Origin of the sequence: Bacillus sp. cl95 (genome assembly GCF_900115925.1) — a bacterium.
Classification (GTDB): domain Bacteria; phylum Bacillota; class Bacilli; order Bacillales; family Cytobacillaceae; genus Neobacillus_A.
Window position 1 is genome coordinate 112,390 of the sequence record NZ_FOYF01000007.1, and the last position, 16,397, is coordinate 128,786.

General features: G+C 40.1%; 12 protein-coding genes, 1 pseudogene and 1 riboswitch. Of the genes and pseudogenes, 9 read left to right on the forward strand and 4 right to left on the reverse strand.

Annotation, left to right across the window (positions count from 1 at the left end):
* Positions 1 to 2 precede the first annotated feature (2 nt).
* The 6 genes and pseudogenes from BMZ31_RS17740 to BMZ31_RS17765 form a co-directional block, all read left to right on the forward strand.
* Complete coding sequence (locus BMZ31_RS17740) at positions 3 to 1,304, forward strand: ABC transporter substrate-binding protein (RefSeq protein WP_090833277.1); 1,302 nt, start codon at positions 3 to 5, stop codon at positions 1,302 to 1,304.
* A gap of 71 nt (positions 1,305 to 1,375) precedes the next feature.
* Complete coding sequence (locus BMZ31_RS17745) at positions 1,376 to 2,374, forward strand: carbohydrate ABC transporter permease (RefSeq protein WP_302846862.1); 999 nt, start codon at positions 1,376 to 1,378, stop codon at positions 2,372 to 2,374.
* Positions 2,371 to 3,234 carry a carbohydrate ABC transporter permease gene (locus tag BMZ31_RS17750; protein ID WP_090833278.1) on the forward strand — a complete coding sequence of 288 codons (864 nt, stop codon included), beginning with the start codon at positions 2,371 to 2,373 and terminating at the stop codon, positions 3,232 to 3,234. Before BMZ31_RS17745 ends, BMZ31_RS17750 begins: the two co-directional genes overlap by 4 nt.
* Positions 3,235 to 3,399: 165 nt before the next feature.
* Positions 3,400 to 4,209 (forward strand): cyanophycinase, encoded by an 810-nt coding sequence (locus BMZ31_RS17755; RefSeq protein ID WP_254778908.1) that lies wholly within the window; start codon positions 3,400 to 3,402, stop codon positions 4,207 to 4,209.
* Between the two features lie 2 nt (positions 4,210 to 4,211).
* Entirely contained in the window at positions 4,212 to 6,830 is a 2,619-nt protein-coding gene (gene cphA / locus BMZ31_RS17760; RefSeq protein ID WP_090833280.1) for a cyanophycin synthetase, read from the forward strand.
* Positions 6,831 to 6,970: 140 nt separating this feature from the next.
* Positions 6,971 to 7,216 (forward strand): annotated as a pseudogene (locus tag BMZ31_RS17765) (transposase); the annotation flags it as partial.
* 143 nt (positions 7,217 to 7,359) lie between these two features.
* On the opposite strand, the gene BMZ31_RS17770 reads toward BMZ31_RS17765, so the two are convergent.
* Positions 7,360 to 8,772 (reverse strand): S1C family serine protease, encoded by a 1,413-nt coding sequence (locus BMZ31_RS17770; RefSeq protein ID WP_090833281.1) that lies wholly within the window; start codon positions 8,770 to 8,772, stop codon positions 7,360 to 7,362.
* A gap of 202 nt (positions 8,773 to 8,974) precedes the next feature.
* Here BMZ31_RS17770 and BMZ31_RS17775 point away from each other — a divergent pair, with 202 nt between their 5' ends.
* Together BMZ31_RS17775 and BMZ31_RS20485 are read left to right on the forward strand one after the other, a co-directional pair.
* Entirely contained in the window at positions 8,975 to 9,214 is a 240-nt protein-coding gene (locus BMZ31_RS17775) for a hypothetical protein (RefSeq protein WP_090833282.1), read from the forward strand.
* Positions 9,215 to 9,562: 348 nt separating this feature from the next.
* Positions 9,563 to 9,700 (forward strand): hypothetical protein, encoded by a 138-nt coding sequence (locus BMZ31_RS20485; RefSeq protein WP_175478169.1) that lies wholly within the window; start codon positions 9,563 to 9,565, stop codon positions 9,698 to 9,700.
* 152 nt (positions 9,701 to 9,852) lie between these two features.
* Here BMZ31_RS20485 and BMZ31_RS17785 read toward each other — a convergent pair whose 3' ends face one another.
* From BMZ31_RS17785 to BMZ31_RS17795, 3 genes are read right to left on the reverse strand one after another with little or no spacing between them, the layout of a single operon-like run.
* Entirely contained in the window at positions 9,853 to 10,929 is a 1,077-nt protein-coding gene (locus tag BMZ31_RS17785) for a glycosyl hydrolase family 8 (RefSeq protein ID WP_175478170.1), read from the reverse strand.
* A gap of 50 nt (positions 10,930 to 10,979) precedes the next feature.
* Positions 10,980 to 12,236 carry a glycosyltransferase family 2 protein gene (locus BMZ31_RS17790; RefSeq protein WP_090833285.1) on the reverse strand — a complete coding sequence of 419 codons (1,257 nt, stop codon included), beginning with the start codon at positions 12,234 to 12,236 and terminating at the stop codon, positions 10,980 to 10,982.
* Positions 12,229 to 13,998, reverse strand: a complete 1,770-nt coding sequence (locus tag BMZ31_RS17795) for a polysaccharide deacetylase family protein (protein ID WP_090833286.1) — start codon at positions 13,996 to 13,998, stop codon at positions 12,229 to 12,231. Before BMZ31_RS17795 ends, BMZ31_RS17790 begins: the two co-directional genes overlap by 8 nt.
* A 219-nt stretch (positions 13,999 to 14,217) precedes the next feature.
* Positions 14,218 to 14,307: riboswitch (cyclic di-GMP riboswitch) on the forward strand.
* A gap of 112 nt (positions 14,308 to 14,419) precedes the next feature.
* On the opposite strand from BMZ31_RS17795, the gene BMZ31_RS17800 reads away from it, so the two are divergent.
* Complete coding sequence (locus BMZ31_RS17800; RefSeq protein WP_090833287.1) at positions 14,420 to 16,351, forward strand: TcaA NTF2-like domain-containing protein; 1,932 nt, start codon at positions 14,420 to 14,422, stop codon at positions 16,349 to 16,351.
* Positions 16,352 to 16,397 lie beyond the last annotated feature (46 nt).

Consider the following 16,397-nt stretch of genomic DNA (forward strand, 5'->3'; position numbering starts at 1 on the left):
AGGTGAAAAAGGGACTTTTGTTTTTTCTTACTATTATTCTTTTAATTAGTACTCTTGCCGGCTGTTCACAAGGCAGTAAGGAAGTACAAGGGGAAGAAGTGAAGGAAAATGGAAAAACGGTTGTGAACTTCTGGAGTTTTTGGGGTTCAGAGACTCGTAGACCAATCATCGAAAAGATCATTAAGGATTTTAATGACTCCCAGGATGATATTATCGTGAAACATACATTTCTTCCATGGGGAGATATCTGGACAAAAAACTTGGCATCTGTTGCAGCTGGTAATCCTGCTGATGTCATCATAAATGATATTAATAGCGTTGCGCAGAGAGCGGAGAATGAACAAGTGGAAGATATCACCAAGTACATAGATCCATCTTTTGAAAAACAGTTCTATCCGCATTTATGGGATACAGTTGTATACAAAAATAAAACATATGCGGTGCCATTTAACACGGATACCCGACTTCTTTTTTACAACAAAAAAGCTTTCAAGGAAGCAGGGCTTGATCCAAACAAGCCACCACAAACTTGGGATGAGCTGGAAGAGTATGCCAAAAAGCTTGATGTCAAATCAGGCAATAAGTATGAACGAATTGGATTTTATCCACTTTGGGGAAATATCGGGGCTGCGAGTTGGATGACGAGCGCTGACGAAGGAAAAGGATTCATTGATAATAATAAACTAAACATTAACACTCCAAAGAAAGTGGAAGCTTTGGAATGGGTAATGGGTTGGCAAGAACGCCTCGGAGAAAACACAGTACAATCATTCAAATCCGAATTTGGCAGCGAGCAAGCCAATCCGTTCATTGCTGAAAAAGTCGCAATGTGGGTTGATGTAGGTACATTCTATACTCAGATAAGGGACTACGGTAAGGGCATGGAGTTTGGCGTAGCACCTATTCCTTCTTATAAAGAAGGCAGTGGACATTTTGCGGATGGTGGAGGTTTTGTAGCTGAAGTTCCAAAAGGCGCAAAGCATCCAAAAGAAGCAATGGAGTTTATTAAATATTTGACTGGGCTGGAAGCACAAAAATACTGGGCCATGAAGAACTTTGACAATGTCGCTAACATTGAAGCGGCTGAAGCAACATCAAAGGAATTAAAAGGTACTGATCAAATGGTTTACCAAGCAACGGTTAAGAATTTGGAAAAAACCAAGATGTACCCCGTGCCGGTCGAGTACCCTGATTACAACAGCCGCATCAATCCTAATATTGATAACGCTCTATTAGGAAAAGTATCAGCAGAGAAGGCATTAAAAAATGCAGAAGAACAAGTGGAGAAAATGAATAAAAAGTAGAGTGGAAGAGAGAGGATACCGAAGCCCTCTCTTTTTCCATAATTCTAGATAGGCGAGAGAGGGTAGTGGAATTGAATTCTTACGAAACAGTGATAAATGAAAAAAATATCGACACTGATTCAAGTAGCAGACAGATGCGAAAGCTAAATGTATTCTCTGTTAAAAAGAAGAAAAGCAGAAAGTTCAAGGAAAATGTAATTGGATACCTGTTTCTCAGCCCATGGATCATCGGTTTTTTAGGACTTACTCTCGGACCACTGCTATTTTCATTAGCTGCTAGTTTCACAGATTATAATATTACTTCAAAAATGAATTTTATTGGTTTTGATAATTATGTACGCATGTTTACGATAGACGACTTATTCAAGACATCATTATATAATACTCTGTTTTATGTGATTTTTTCAGTTCCACTCACGACGGCAGGCGCCATTCTGTTGGCGATTATGCTCAACCAGAAAGTAATGGGGATGAAGGTCTTCCGGACCATCTACTATTTGCCGGCTGTGCTTTCGGGTGTGGCGGTCTATTTCCTATGGATGCAATTGTTAAGCCCTTCGACAGGCTTGGTTAATACGGCGCTTGGCTGGTTTGGTATCGAAGGCCCTGCTTGGTTATTTGATCCTGAATGGACAAAACCGGCACTACTCCTAATGAAAATGTGGAGCGTTGGCGGAGGAATGCTTTTATACCTTGCGAGCTTGCAAGGAGTATCAGCTCAAATGTATGAGGCCGCCGACCTTGACGGGGCAAGTTCATGGCAAAAATTCTTCCATATCACCCTGCCAATGATTTCACCAATTATATTTTTCGATGTCATCACAAGTACGATCGGTTCATTTCAAATTTTTCAAGAGGCATACGTGATGACGGAGAATGGAAGTGGTGGGCCAGGAAACTCACTATTATTCTATAATCTTCATATGTGGAATAACGCATTCGAATTATTTGACATGGGATATGCGTCAGCAATGGCTTGGATATTATTCCTTATCGTCATGGTACTAACATTCCTTAATATGAAGGTTGGTAAGCGCTGGGTTCATTATGAAGGGGGGGATAACAAGTGAGATCATACGCTAGTTTTTTCGAGAATCGTAAATATAATGGAGGTTTGAAAAAGGGTATTATTACCTTCATTTTATTGGCTGGGAGCTTCTTAATATTGATTCCGCTATGGTGGATGATTTCGACCTCATTAAAAACGCCCGAGGAAATTGCGGCATATCCACCAACATTTTTTCCAAAGGAATTTAAATTCTCTAATTATGTGGAAGCCTGGCAAACAGCACCTTTCGGTCGATGGACATTGAATACCATATTTATTGCAGTGTGTGGAACGATTGGGAGCGTACTCGTTAATTCACTTGTGGCCTATTCCTTTGCAAAAATTAGGTTCAAGGGAAAGGATGCATTGTTCGTATTGGTATTATCGACTATGCTTATCCCTGGATTTGTCACGATGGTACCACAATACATTTTGTTTGCTAAACTAGGCTGGGTCAATACTTATCTCCCCCTGATCGTTCCTGCTTTCCTAGGAAGTGCATTTTTCATCTTCCTCTTGAGGCAGTTTATGTTGGGGATACCAAATGAACTTTCAGAAGCAGCTGTTCTTGATGGAGCCAGCCATTTGCAAATTTGGTGGCATATTATGCTGCCATTAACAAAACCAGCCTTGATTACGGTCGCCATTTTTTCGTTTACCGGAGCTTGGAACGACCTGTTGGGTCCATTGTTATACATCAACGATGAGAAGAATTATACATTGCAAATTGGCCTTCAGACCTTTAAAGGGACTGTTCAGACACAGTGGCACTATTTAATGTCAATGTCTGTAACTGTACTGCTCCCAGTTGTACTGATTTTCTTCTTTTTTCAAAGGTACTTTATCGAGGGATCGAATCTTGCCTCAGGTTCAAAGGGTTAAGGAGTGGAAATCGTTATTTATTAAAAGTGTCTATTCGAAGCGGTACTTCTATAACGGAGGTATCGCTTTTTTTAAAGAGATTAATAGTAAAATTCTGGTTTAGTTTGTCAGATAAGCAGGGTAAAGATGAGATGTTAAAATAGAAACTACTTTTTAGGGTGATGGATGATGCATAAAGGAGAACTATTAATCATTGGTGGTAATGAGGACAAGTATGATCATGTTACCATTCTGGAAAAGTTTGTGACACTCGCCAAGATAAAAGGCGGGAAGGTTGGGATTTTAACAACGGCTACCAGTTATCCGAAAGAAGTAAGTGAAGATTACATGAAGGTTTTTCATGACCTTGGACTTGAAAACATGGTTGTTTTGGATGTTGATTCCAAGGAAAAATCAGAATGTCCCGATATTCTAAAACTTGGAGAAAAACTGGGAGCTCTTTTCATTACAGGGGGAGATCAAAGCCGCTTGGCTGATTACATAGGCGGAACGAAACTCCATCAGTTACTCCTTGATAAATGGGAAAAAGGAATGCTGATTGCCGGAACAAGTGCTGGAGCTTCCATTATGGGTAAACATATGATTGTCTCTTCCGTCACAAAAGATGAAGATGAAATCCTTCAAGTTGAAATTGATAAAGGCTTTGGTTTATTACCTAATTTGTTAATCGATCAGCACTTTTCACAACGTGCCCGATTCGATCGCCTGCTTGGAGCAATTGCAGATCAGCCAGATTTAATGGGAATTGGAATAGATGAAAATACCGCAATCCTTGTAAAAGAAGATAGGTTTGAAGTGCTGGGTGAACACCAGGTTTTAATAATAGATGGAAAAGAAAGTGATTTTGTTAAAGTATCCACAACAGAGGATGGCAGTGATGAGTTGACTTTGACAAATTTTAAGCTTCACACACTGACGAGTGGCTTCGGTTTTGATTTAACTGAGCGAAAATTGATCAAAAAGGAGAATCATTAACAATGAAGATCAACCGTATCAGATATTTAAAGGGGCCTAATTACTTTAGCTTCAAACCCACCATGTGGGTGGAACTAGACATTGAGGAACTTGAATTTCAGCCTTCTGACCACTTAAAAGGCTTTAATGAAGTTTTATTAAAATTAATCCCAACGTTATCAAAACATACTTGCTCTCTAGGCTACGAAGGTGGTTTTGTAGAACGTCTTTATGAAGGAACGTGGATGGGACATATTCTCGAGCATGTGACATTAGAACTTCAGAGTTTGGCGGGTATCGAAGTTAGACGTGGAAAAACATTAACGAGCGAAAAGAAGGGCATATATTTTGTAACCTTTGATTATAAAGAACCCAAATCCGGTCTAAAAGCTTTCCATTCCGCAATCGAAATCGTCGAAAGAATCCTCAAGGGGGACGTGCCCTCAGGGATTCAGAGCTATATCAATGAAATAGCAGAATTATTTTATGAAAACAAGCTTGGTCCTAGTACAGAAGCCATTTATGATGCGGCATTTGAAGCGGAAATTCCTGTTGAAAGGGTAGGGAGAGACAGTTTTCTTCGCCTAGGGACAGGCTCAAAGCAAAAATTTGTTCAAGCAACCATTACGAGCCAGACTTCCTATCTTGCCGTTGAAAATGCTTGTGATAAACAAATGACAAAGACCATTTTAGCTTCGGCCGGTGTACCAGTACCTAAAGGAGAAGTTGCTTCTACTTTTCCGGGAATTTTTGACGCAGCGGATAGACTTGGTTTCCCTCTTGTCATTAAACCTTTAAATGGCAGACAAGGTCAGGGCGTCATTACCAATATTAGAAACAAGGAAGAATTATTCAATGTTGTAAACTGCATGGATTCAAAAGTCGATGAATTTATAATTGAGAGATTTTACGAAGGTGATGACTATCGTCTGATTGTGGTTAACGGAGAACTTGTTGGTGCAAGCCTTAGACTTCCGCCATTCGTAATCGGTAATGGTGAAGACACGATACGGAAGTTGATCGAAAGGGAAAATGAGAATCCTTTGCGTGGTGAAGGACATGAAAAACCGATGACAAAAATCCCTTTGCAAAACTATGCGGTTTCCTGTTATCTCGAAAAATGGGATTTGTCCATGAGTTCTGTTCCAGAGAAAGGGAAGGTTGTTCAAGTTGTCGGTAATGCGAATCTTTCAACGGGTGGACAAGCCATTGATGTTACGGATCAAGTTCATCCTTCTTTGAAAAATATGGCAATCACGGCTGCAGAAGCAATTGGACTTGATGTTGCAGGCGTTGATCTAATCTGTAAGGATATATCAAAACCGGCAAATTGCAATGAAATAGCCATTGTTGAAGTCAATGCAGCACCAGGTATCAGAATGCACCATTATCCTAGCAAAGGCAAAAAAAGGGACGTAGGTAAGGCTATCGTCGATTATTTATTTCCAAATCCCGATGATGCTCAGATACCAATCGTTTCCATAACGGGTACGAATGGAAAAACAACAACCACACGTCTTGTTAAACACTTTTTAGAAAAAGATGATTTTACAGTAGGCATGACTAATTCTGACGGTGTTTGGATTGGCTCTCAATGTATTGATGAAGGGGACTGCAGCGGTCCTATCAGTGCCAGAAAAGTGTTAAGCAATCCGAAAGTCGATGCAGCCGTTCTGGAAACAGCAAGAGGTGGAATTCTTCGAGAAGGATTAGCTTTCCGTTTTTGTGACGTCGGTATTGTGACGAATGTGAGCGAAGACCATCTTGGTTTAGATGGAATCGAAACTTTCGATCAACTGGTTAAGTTAAAGAGACTTGTCCCAGAAGTGGTGAAAGAGAACGGATATTGTGTCTTGAATGCGGATGATCCCGAGGTCGTACGTATGGCCGAATATACAGATGGAACCGTCATCTTCACTTCACTTTATCATGACAATGAACATATTCTTCAATCAGTCGCCGAGGGTAAAATAGTATGGTTTCTAGGGGAGGATCAATGGATTTATTGTGGTAAGACGAGATTTCTTCCTGAAAAGGATATCCCCGTAACTATAGAAGGAGCGGCGAGGTATAATATCTCGAATTTACTTCAAGCCTTGGCAGCAGCACATGCTCTAGGGGTTTCTTTCGAAGTTTTGAAGGACAAAGCTCTTTCATTTAAGCCGGATTTTGAACAATCTAAGGGAAGGTTTAACAAAGTGAGTGTAAAAGGTCGCGATATTATTGTGGACTATGCTCATAATCCTGCAGGTTTAAAGGCTTTTTTCGATACCGCCAAGCAATTTATTCCCAAAAGGATGATTACCGTTATTTCTGCTCCAGGAGACAGACGTAATCCTGAAATCAAGGAGATGGGTGCCATCACGGCCACTCATTCTGATTCTATGATCATCAAGGAAGACAAGGATTTGCGAGGGAGAAAACCACTTGAAACTGCCAAGCTTTTACAGGAAGCAGCCTTAGAGGAAAAGTTCTTAAATATATCTATCATACCAGATGAACATGAAGCCTATACGGTAGCTTGGAAACAATCTGAAATAGGTGATGCACTTGTTTTCTTGTATGAAGACTTTTCTGTAGTAACGAATTTTATTCGTGAAATCGAAGCGGAACAGAATCAGATTATGAAAGAGATTGTTTAGAATAGGGCATCTACTATAGAGGGTAAGTTTAATAAAATGAAAAAAAGAACCAGTTAGTTACAAAGGCTGTTGAGAAGCTCTCGACAGCCTTCAATTTTTTTAATAACTCTTCATCAATTAACCGCGTTAGGTTGTTATAAGTTGTCACCTGTCATGTCTGGGAAGAATTCAAGGAAAAAGTTCGATTTAATCGACTCTCCCATTCAGGCAATATGCTTTATAAATATAGAAAAGAGAGAATTGAGCGAAGCTTCGCAGATTCAAAAGAACCGCATGGGCTTCGCTATTGCCGGATACGGGAACACAATGCGAGTGAGCAAGTATTGCTTACCGCAGCGTGTCAGAACATGAAAAAGATCGCCACACACCTAGCCAAGCTGGCTTAGGGGTCTGGCGATCTTCATTTACCGCTACAAATTGCAATTTTAGCTTTCAAAGAAGGGAACTCAGCTCATGAAGTAAAAGATAATACACTTTCTCCACAAGCTGAGAACCAGTTAGGTTCTTTTCTTTTGCTAATCTTTCAGATCTATTCGTCCTTTTTATCTTTGTTTTGTTGCTCTTGTTGTTTTTGGAGGGCAAGTAGGATGTCTTGAATGTCTATTTTACCGTCGTTGTTTAAATCAGGTATGGTATTTTCAGGTTTTGCCTCAGGTGCTGGTGCAGGAGGTGGAGTCGGTGCTGCAGCTGGCGGAGCTGGTGCTGGTGAAGCGGCCGCTACGGCTAATTGAGGTTGTTTCGGCTTCATGACAAATGTGAATAGCATGAGCAGAAGGATGACGAGAGCAGCTATTCCGTCCCCAACGTAGAAGAGGGTTTGATAATCCGTCCAGAGTGTTTTGCTTTCATCTACCTTTTTCTCTGCGTTTGAGATGTAACGATTAATCTCAGAGTGGTTCGGGAAGATTCTTTCAACCGCTTCGAATTTTTCGAGGGCGTTTTTATAGTAACCAGCCCAATACAGAGTTAAGCCTTCCCTATAGAGTTCATCGGTTTCGCTGGTCTTATTTTTGGCTCCTGCTTGGTTCACGAATTCTTTTACTGTATTGACAGGAACGGCGAAGTTGAAGCCTTGCACCTCTTGACCGTTTACAGTGTCACCCCTAAAGGTTAGGAGACCAACGATTTCGCCTTTTTCATTGATGACGGGTCCACCGCTGTTGCCGTGGGTGGAGGCGGCATTTAATTGGATGACCGGACTTCCTTGTTCTGTTTTCTTAGAAGTGGCCGAGATTTGTCCGGCGTTCATAGAAGAGACGAGGGAGGAATCAGGTGATAGTAAATCGGAATCGGCTGCTGCTGGGTAGCCAATTACCCAGATGTTATCTTGGTTTTGGATATCATCTGAGTTTCCGAGTTTGAGAGTAGGGAGGTTTTTGCCTTCAATTTTTACAACGGCGACGTCTTTCCCTTCATTGATGGGAGCTCCAAAACTCTTAATCTCTCCGTCCAGGGTGTCGCCACCAGGTAAAATGACCTTTAGTTCTTTCGTAACTTTTGTGTATTGCATGTAAGCTACCAAATAATCGTAAGAAGCGTTAATGTCGTAGCCGTAATAGTTGGCGAAATCTGTGACAAACTGTTCGAATGCCGTATTGGCGATATCCGCGTCTTCGGTTTCGGAAATATCGACTACATGTGCATTTGTAACAATATAGCCGTCAGAGCTAATGATCGCACCAGAGCCTGATCCGCCATAAACGGATTGGTAATTCGTTGCTTGTAAAAATGCCTCAACATCAGGGTGGGAATCATTAAATTGCCACTCTACAATCGCGTAGTTTACAATTCGCACCACTGCAGGCTTAGTATACTCAGCCAACTTTTGTGCCTTGGATACTCCCGAAGGATTTGGTTTAATGTTTAATAGAAAGAAAGACGTAATAATCAGGGCAACTAGAATTAGGCTAAGAGGAATCGTAAACAATGCTCTCTTTTTCATGGACATCACCTCGTGAATTTTATTTTTGAAACCAAACGTACATTAATATATTCGAAGGGTGCCCAACTGGTAATTTGTACCTAAAAAATAAAATTGATGATTTAAAAAAATGAAAAAGTATAAAAACATTTACAAGTGAATATTTATTTTATTGATACTTCATGCTTCTCATTAGGGGGGAAGGGCTCTGAACAGAGGAAAGGTGCTTTTAAGGGTAGTCGGAATACTATTCGTATTGCTTGGCATTTTCTTGTTTATTAGTGCCCAGGAATTGTTTGGTTTTATAGCGGTCGTTGTGGGGATTTTGTTGCTGCCAAGTGCAAAGAAGACGGGGAAAAGTAAAAGTAGCCACGGCCATTCACATCACCATCATGACGACGATGATTATGAAGATGACAATGACAATGATTCTGACTCTGATGGCGGCGGTGGAGACGACTAAAAGGTACCAGGCACTATCCATGAAATGGATGGTGCCTGGTGCTTTTTACAAGATAAGAATTTATAAAATTTGAACAAACCATAGTACTTGGTGCTGTTTTTATGTAAGTTTGTTTTCGGAAAATTCAATCTGGCGTAATATAAGCTAAAATCCGCGGGACTTTTAATGAATCCCGCGGGACTTTTAACAAAGTGTGCGGGATTTTTCCTATTTTGCGCGGGATTGAAAAAAGTAACTTTTTTTATTTCAGCTATAGACACAAAACGGCCATTTAGTCTTACAAATATGGCAGAAATGATCCTCTTGTTTGAAGAAGTTTACTTCGACAACTATAAGGGAGGAGAAAACTTGATCATTAAAGAAAGAAAAAAGCCAATAAGACTACTTTTAGTAGAACCCCTTTTAAGAAGACTTCCAAAAGAGCATCCTAAAAATACAACTTTATTGAGAGGGAATACCTCAAAAGAAATGCAGGTGAAAAGGTAAATGATTTTCCATTGAAACTCATCTCAGATAAGGAATATTTTATGGGGTTGGTGAGTTTCTGGTGTTGTTTGTGACATTAGCGTGTCTTCTGAAAAAACATAATAAAAAAGCCCCTCATTCTGATAGATTTCTCGGAATGAGGGACAAAGTGGTTATTTCATTTCAGCGACCAAAGGATAGAGGTTGTCGAATATATGGGTGTCTCCATTATAAACTGAGTAGCCGCCGTAGTAGGTGTTAAGTGGGTTGTCCTCGCGGAATTGAATCATTCGATTGAACAGGGCTTGGGCAAATTCTGTTTCGCCGATCTCCTTGCAATATAAAATCGCAATGGCATAGAGGGCTGGGGATTCGTAATTGACCGCGGCCTTTTTTGTATCTAAATAGTAGCGTCCATAAATGACTCCGTGCTGCTGGAATTCTTTTTTGATAAAAGCAAGTAGCTCATCAGATGGTAGGCCAATATAGCTGCGATGGAGGGCAATCAGCATCTGATCAATAATATTGACGCGTTGATCGAAGCGGAATTCCTTTTTGGTGACATGATATTTTTTAGCGTAGAAAGGACCTTTGCCAGGGATATTTGTCAGCAATTGAGTCATGGAGCGATGCACCGTTTGATCGATGCCACCGTTTTTGAACATGTTCGTGAGCGATGCGGGATCGATATAGGACAAGGTGACGAATGCGCTTTTGGATTGATAAGCCGAATCGTAGTAATCGACCAGCAATTGACCTCGGCGATTATTCTTGTTCAGATACTGACTGATTTTGTTGGCGGTTTTCCGGTAATCCTCACGCCCCCACTTGTCAGCAGCTTGAATGAGCGTACTGGCAATGCGGAAGTCGTCAATGGAGGCATTGGTCGTGACGCGTGAAGTTCCGTCGGGATCTAACTTCCAGTATACCAATCCATCCGACTTCAAAAAGTAGGTGGTAAGGATACTGTAATTACTCTGGAACATGGTCGGGTCGCCTTTTTCAAGGGCGTATTGTAGCCACAATCCTAATGATTCGGACAACGCCTCTCTGCCTTTGACGAGATCGCTGTCCAAATCGTCGCTTTCTTTCATATAAGTTGCTAGTGTGCCGTTGTTGTTCATTAAATGTTTTTTGATAAAACTTTCGGTTGGAAATTTAGCAGAATTTGTTTGATACATTTGAACACTCCCTATGATGATGATCATGGATAGAAAGGAAAGTAATAGCATGGAAGATGTTTTTTTCATCACATTGGTACCTCGTATTCTTTCTATCATTACAAAATATGCTAAATTTGCTAAGCTGATTGTTTGTAACGCTGAGTTTTATACCATTTAATTTCTTGTTTAAATAGAGTACGCTTCACTTCTAGGAAAAGTGAATAAAGAACGAGTACCAGCCAAATTTGTGAGTAAGTGAAGTACATTAGGATGACGACAAGAAACGTTTTGATATTAAGTTGGTTTCTTTCGATACTGAGTGCAAGGGAGATTTCTGATAGAAAGAGTAGGAAAGCTAGGACGAAAAGAACGATAGAGACCGTGCCGCCTGATAGATTTAAGTCTGTGAAGAGATTCATGATGAAAAGGATGTTCGAGACCATCACTCCCCATAAAAATAGCATGTATGTAAATAGGAAGTAAAATAGGTCCAGAATGACCTTTTTATTTTTTAAAGAGAAGAAGTTAAAAAGATATTTAGTGATAACGTATTGATTGCCTCGCGCCCATCTTGTGCGCTGCTTCCACCAGACGCCCCATGTTTCTGGTTCCTGTTCCCAAGTGATGGCTGCAGGGAAAAATCGTATGTAATAACCAAGGTTGTAAACTCTTATGCTAAGTTCGGTGTCTTCTGATAAGGCTTTGTCGTCCCAACCACCCAATTCTTCAAGGATGGATCTGCGGATGGCAAAATTGGTGCCAGGGATAGTTGCTAAATTGAACCAGTGCCAGCGGCCAGCTTGAGCCAGCCACTGGAAAGTGATGGTTTCAACATTGATGAATCTCGTTAAAATATTTTTCGCAGCATTGCTGACACGGAATTTTCCGACCATCGCGCCTGCCTTTGGATCATTTTGCAAGCCAAGGACGAGATAGTAGACTGCTTCCGGTTCAGGGGTATTGTCTGCATCATACACGACAATAATATCACCCTTTGATTTCTGCAGCCCATAGTTTAAAGCCGAGGATTTCCCTTTGCCTGCATACTCAGGAGTGGTATTGACGACTTTCAGGAACGGATATTGAGCGGCATATGATGCTGCAATCTCGCCAGTAAGGTCGCTCGAGTTATCATTGATGATAATCACTTCGAGTTTATCGAGAGGGTACTTTAAATTGATCATGGCTTTGATGGTGTCTTCTATGACGACTTCCTCATTATGAGCAGGGATAAGCACGCTCACTTTTGGAAAAATCATTTTGGTTTTACTCCAGAGTTTTTCGGTCTTCTGGAAATTGAAAAAGTGAAGATAGCCGCCTTGCATCAAAAACATATGGTAGATAAGCATAAACCATATCAGAAATAGAGATGAGTAAAACAACAGGTTAGCCATAGTAATTTCCCCCTTCCATACGGGATCTTTGACGTCTCAACCAAATGGCGTATATGGTGAAAAGGAAAACCATACAACCGGCTGCGACGGCAATTGTCCACATGGTGTTATTGGTTGCTGTTTTCACTTTCGGTGCGTAAAAACCAGGTGATGACTTGAGTAATCCAAAATAGTCAACTGCCACAGAAACGCCATCTACGTCAGCCGATTTAACGGAGATATTAGCGACTTTCACGGATGTACTGACTTTTTTCAAATCAATCCATTGGATATTTGGAAGTTTTTCCATTCTTTCAATCAATTCCACGAATCGATTTACTCCTAAGTAAGGATGGTAGAAGCCAGCGATATAACCGTCCCTAACGAGTTCCTGTTGTTTTGCCGCTTTCATCATGTCATCAATGGCTCCAGGATGATCGGGTTCAACAAATCCAATCGTTTCAGGTAGAAGCTTCATTCCGTGGAGGAAGGTGGGCTTCGTTTCGTATGGAGCGGGGGCCATGATTCTCCAGTCCCTGTCTCCAAGCTGTAGCTGACCAACATAGGTTGAGAAATGCTCCGAAACGATTTGATAACCGCTTTGTGACATGGTGTAGTGGGGTGCTTCAAAAGCGAGTGGATATAAGCCGTAACTGACGATTTCCTCTGTCGCTTTGGTAACTTTTGTTTTAATATAGTTCGTTTCGAACGCTTTTTGCTTTGCTAAAAACTCAAGATATTCCTGGTCGCTTTTAAAATCAGTTCTTGTTTTCTTTTCAGGTTTTTCAGTAGCTGGAACGGTTACGGGCATATTGGCATCCACGTCCCAGAACTCGAAGCCTTCACCTGTTTCATCGTTTTTATATTGATGGGTGTATCCATGGACGATGATACTGCCGCCGTTTTCCTGCATATATCGAAGTACATTGAGTAGTTTAGGAAAATCACTGAAGCGCGATTCTGTTCCTGTCTCAGGATTTCGGTAGATGGGAATAACTGAAACAATGTAGGGAATCTTTTTTTCTTTTAAAATTTCAGCGATCTTTCGTAGGTTTGCAGAGTCGGTCAGCGGATGGATGTCTTCTAGGCGGATATAGGCTGGATGGCCTGCGGAATGATTTGCCTGGAATACGTCGTGTAACACCTCACCGAGTACAGCGGAAAACGTAGAATCAATTTTATCAGAAGCAAAGAAATAGGTTGAATTGTTCTTAATAAAGATTGGGTGAGTGACATTTCCTTGCCTGCCCGTTACAAGTACTTCCGATTTGGATGATGGTTTTACACCGAGAATAAGTCGGCTTTCGATCTCCAATGTTTTGTTTGCTTTTGTGAGCGTCAGTTCGTTTACCGCGGCCATGCCTGTATAGGCAAGGTGACTGTAAGAATTACCGAGCTGTTCACTGTTCTGTCCAATCGCCAACTTCGTTCCTTGGAATGAATCGAATATTTTAGCGACTGTTTCAGGGAGGAAATCTTCCACTTCTCCATAATAGATAAGCGTTTTTATACCTTTTAAATCTTTCTCTTCAACTTCCTTTGCACTTTTGAAGGTCATAGCGGTGGTGAAGTGGCCGAGTAGCATGTCAAGGAGTTTTTGGCTTTCGCTTACTTGTCCATCCTCTGAAGAGTAGACGATTAGAGCCGGCTGGTTTTCTGTTGTACTTTGGATAGTTTCAGCGTTAGCGTATACTTTCAAGTCGAGGGTATAACATAACACTAGGACAATAGTCAGAAATAGCTTCTCCCATGATGGAAGCTTTCGTAGATAAAATCTATTCATTCTCTCTCGCACCACCTAAATATGTTCTATTTAACGAACGATATTCGTTATATAGAACATTACAATATTTTTTTAAAGAACGCAACCGATAGTGCCCATTTAAATCTATTTTTTTGGATCATTTCACTTACATAAACCCTCTTTACAATAGTTTCTTAGTCCTATATAGTTGTATCTGGAATTGGTTAGGTATTTATGGCTTATTTTGAGAGTTTTATAGGGTGTAAAGGGCAAACTTCTTGAAAAGGAAGGACGCAAAGCCGTGAATCTAAGGCGGGAAATACTTGCTATGATTGTCTGGTTGCCATAGGAAAAGAAAGCTATGGCATTTTGTCATGGCATTTTTTGTGTGCTTTTTGACCAGGAAGTATATGCCCCTAGTACCTAAAAAGAACCTAAAGAAAATAAAGAGGTGTCAGAAATGAGCAGCAAGATGAAGATGTTGAATGTTTTATTTGCGATGATTGCCCTATTATTGGCTGGTTGCAGCACGAAAGAGGCAATGGGTGAAGAAAAGCCAGAACCTGAAGAAGTTCATCACGATTTTCTTCTTTATAAGCAAGAATATGTGGATGAAGATGAAAGAAGTATTGGTGACCTGTATATTAAGAGCGATAATAAGCAAAAAGAAAAAATTTCAAGTCGGGTCGTTGATGGCCAGTTTGAATATATGAACAGCTCTGAAAAGGTTCTTTTTATCAATGAGGAAAGCGAATTATATGTATACGAAAAAGGTAAGGAAAAGTCTAAAGTAGCAAAGGATGTTGCAAGCTTCCGAGGCTACCCTGAACTGGACATGATTACTTTCCAAGATGAAGAAGGAGATCTGTACATAACACAAAAGAATGGTGAAAAAGAAAAAATCGCTTCAAGCGTCACACAATACGACATCATGGATGGATCCATTCTTTATGTAGATGACGACGGTGATTTTTCTAAGTACCACATCAAGGATAAGAGTGAAGTCGAACTGGCGAACGATATTGTCTTTTTCAAAAATTTGAATGGAAAAGATGAAGTAGCTTATTTAAACGACGATTATGCTCTTTATTTTAGAAATATAGAAGATGAGGAAAGCATCAAAATTTCGAGTGAAGAAGTTTATGGTGACTCCATTAAGAAGATAGGCGACCAGCTTGTCTATTTCAGCACAGAAAATGAAGAATCAGGTGAGCTCTTCACGGCTAAGATTGAAGAAGGGACAAGCCCAGTCAAGATTGCCAGTGACATTGTCGATTATAAATATCATGATGATTATTTCTATTATGTAAATAATGACGATAATCTTTATATGAAAAAAGCGGATGACCAAGATTCTAAGAAACTAGCTAGTGATGTGAGCAACTTTAAGCAAAAGAATGATACCTTGTACTATCAGGATACAGAAAATACTTTGTACAAGATTGAAGGCAACAAAGAACCCAAAAAGATTTCCGAAGAGGTACTAAGTTTCTATATTACTCCAGATTCTGATGTTGTTTACGAAACGGAAGACGAAGAGTTGTTTGTAAATGAGAAGAAGGTTGCTAGTGATGTGCAAGACTATGTGCACTATTTCGGAAATGTTGCGTTTTCCACGAAGGATGACCAATTATTCCTAATGAAGGAAATGGATGAAAAGCAGGCTATAAAAGAGGACCTAAATGATATTTCAAGCGCTTATTATCAAAATAGCGTGATCTTTTCAAATGAATTAAGCTTTGAAGATATTTCGGGAATTTGGAAGGCTGATGGTGAAGATGGGCCTATGTTCGTCGAAATCGATAAAGAAGGTGCGATGAAATATCTATTTTCTGATGACGTTCGAAACTTTAATGTCGATTATGCAGGTTATGGCTATTTGAGTGCGTCATATGATGAATCTAGTTACCGTTTTGAATTAGATGGTGATACATTGAATTACTCTGATGAAGGCTTTGATCTCAGTTTCACGAAGTCTTCCAAGCAGGAAGCGGAAGAGTATTATAAAAAAGTTCAGTTAGAAGCAGATAAAGAAGAAATCAGTACATTATTAGACCGTTATTTGAATGATTTTGAAGATGCGGTTTATTATGGGGAAATGTATTATATCGAAGATTATATTGATGGAAATGCGCCTTTATTTAAACAACAAGAAGATTTCATCGCAAGTGCTTATGAAAAGAATATTATTGAAAATCTAGTTGATTACAATATTGATAGCATCGAAAGCGTTGATAAAGATTCATACACTGTAAAGGTGAGCGAGACTTTTAGTATCTATGTTGATGGTGAAGAAAATGAAAAAAGCTTCCACAACACTTACACAGTTAAAAGAATCAATGATGAGTTTTTGATTACAGACTTGAAGGTTGGAACTGATTCGAGTTTATAGAAAATAATAAAAAGGGAGACAATCGGCATCCGTTTAGTGGATTTTG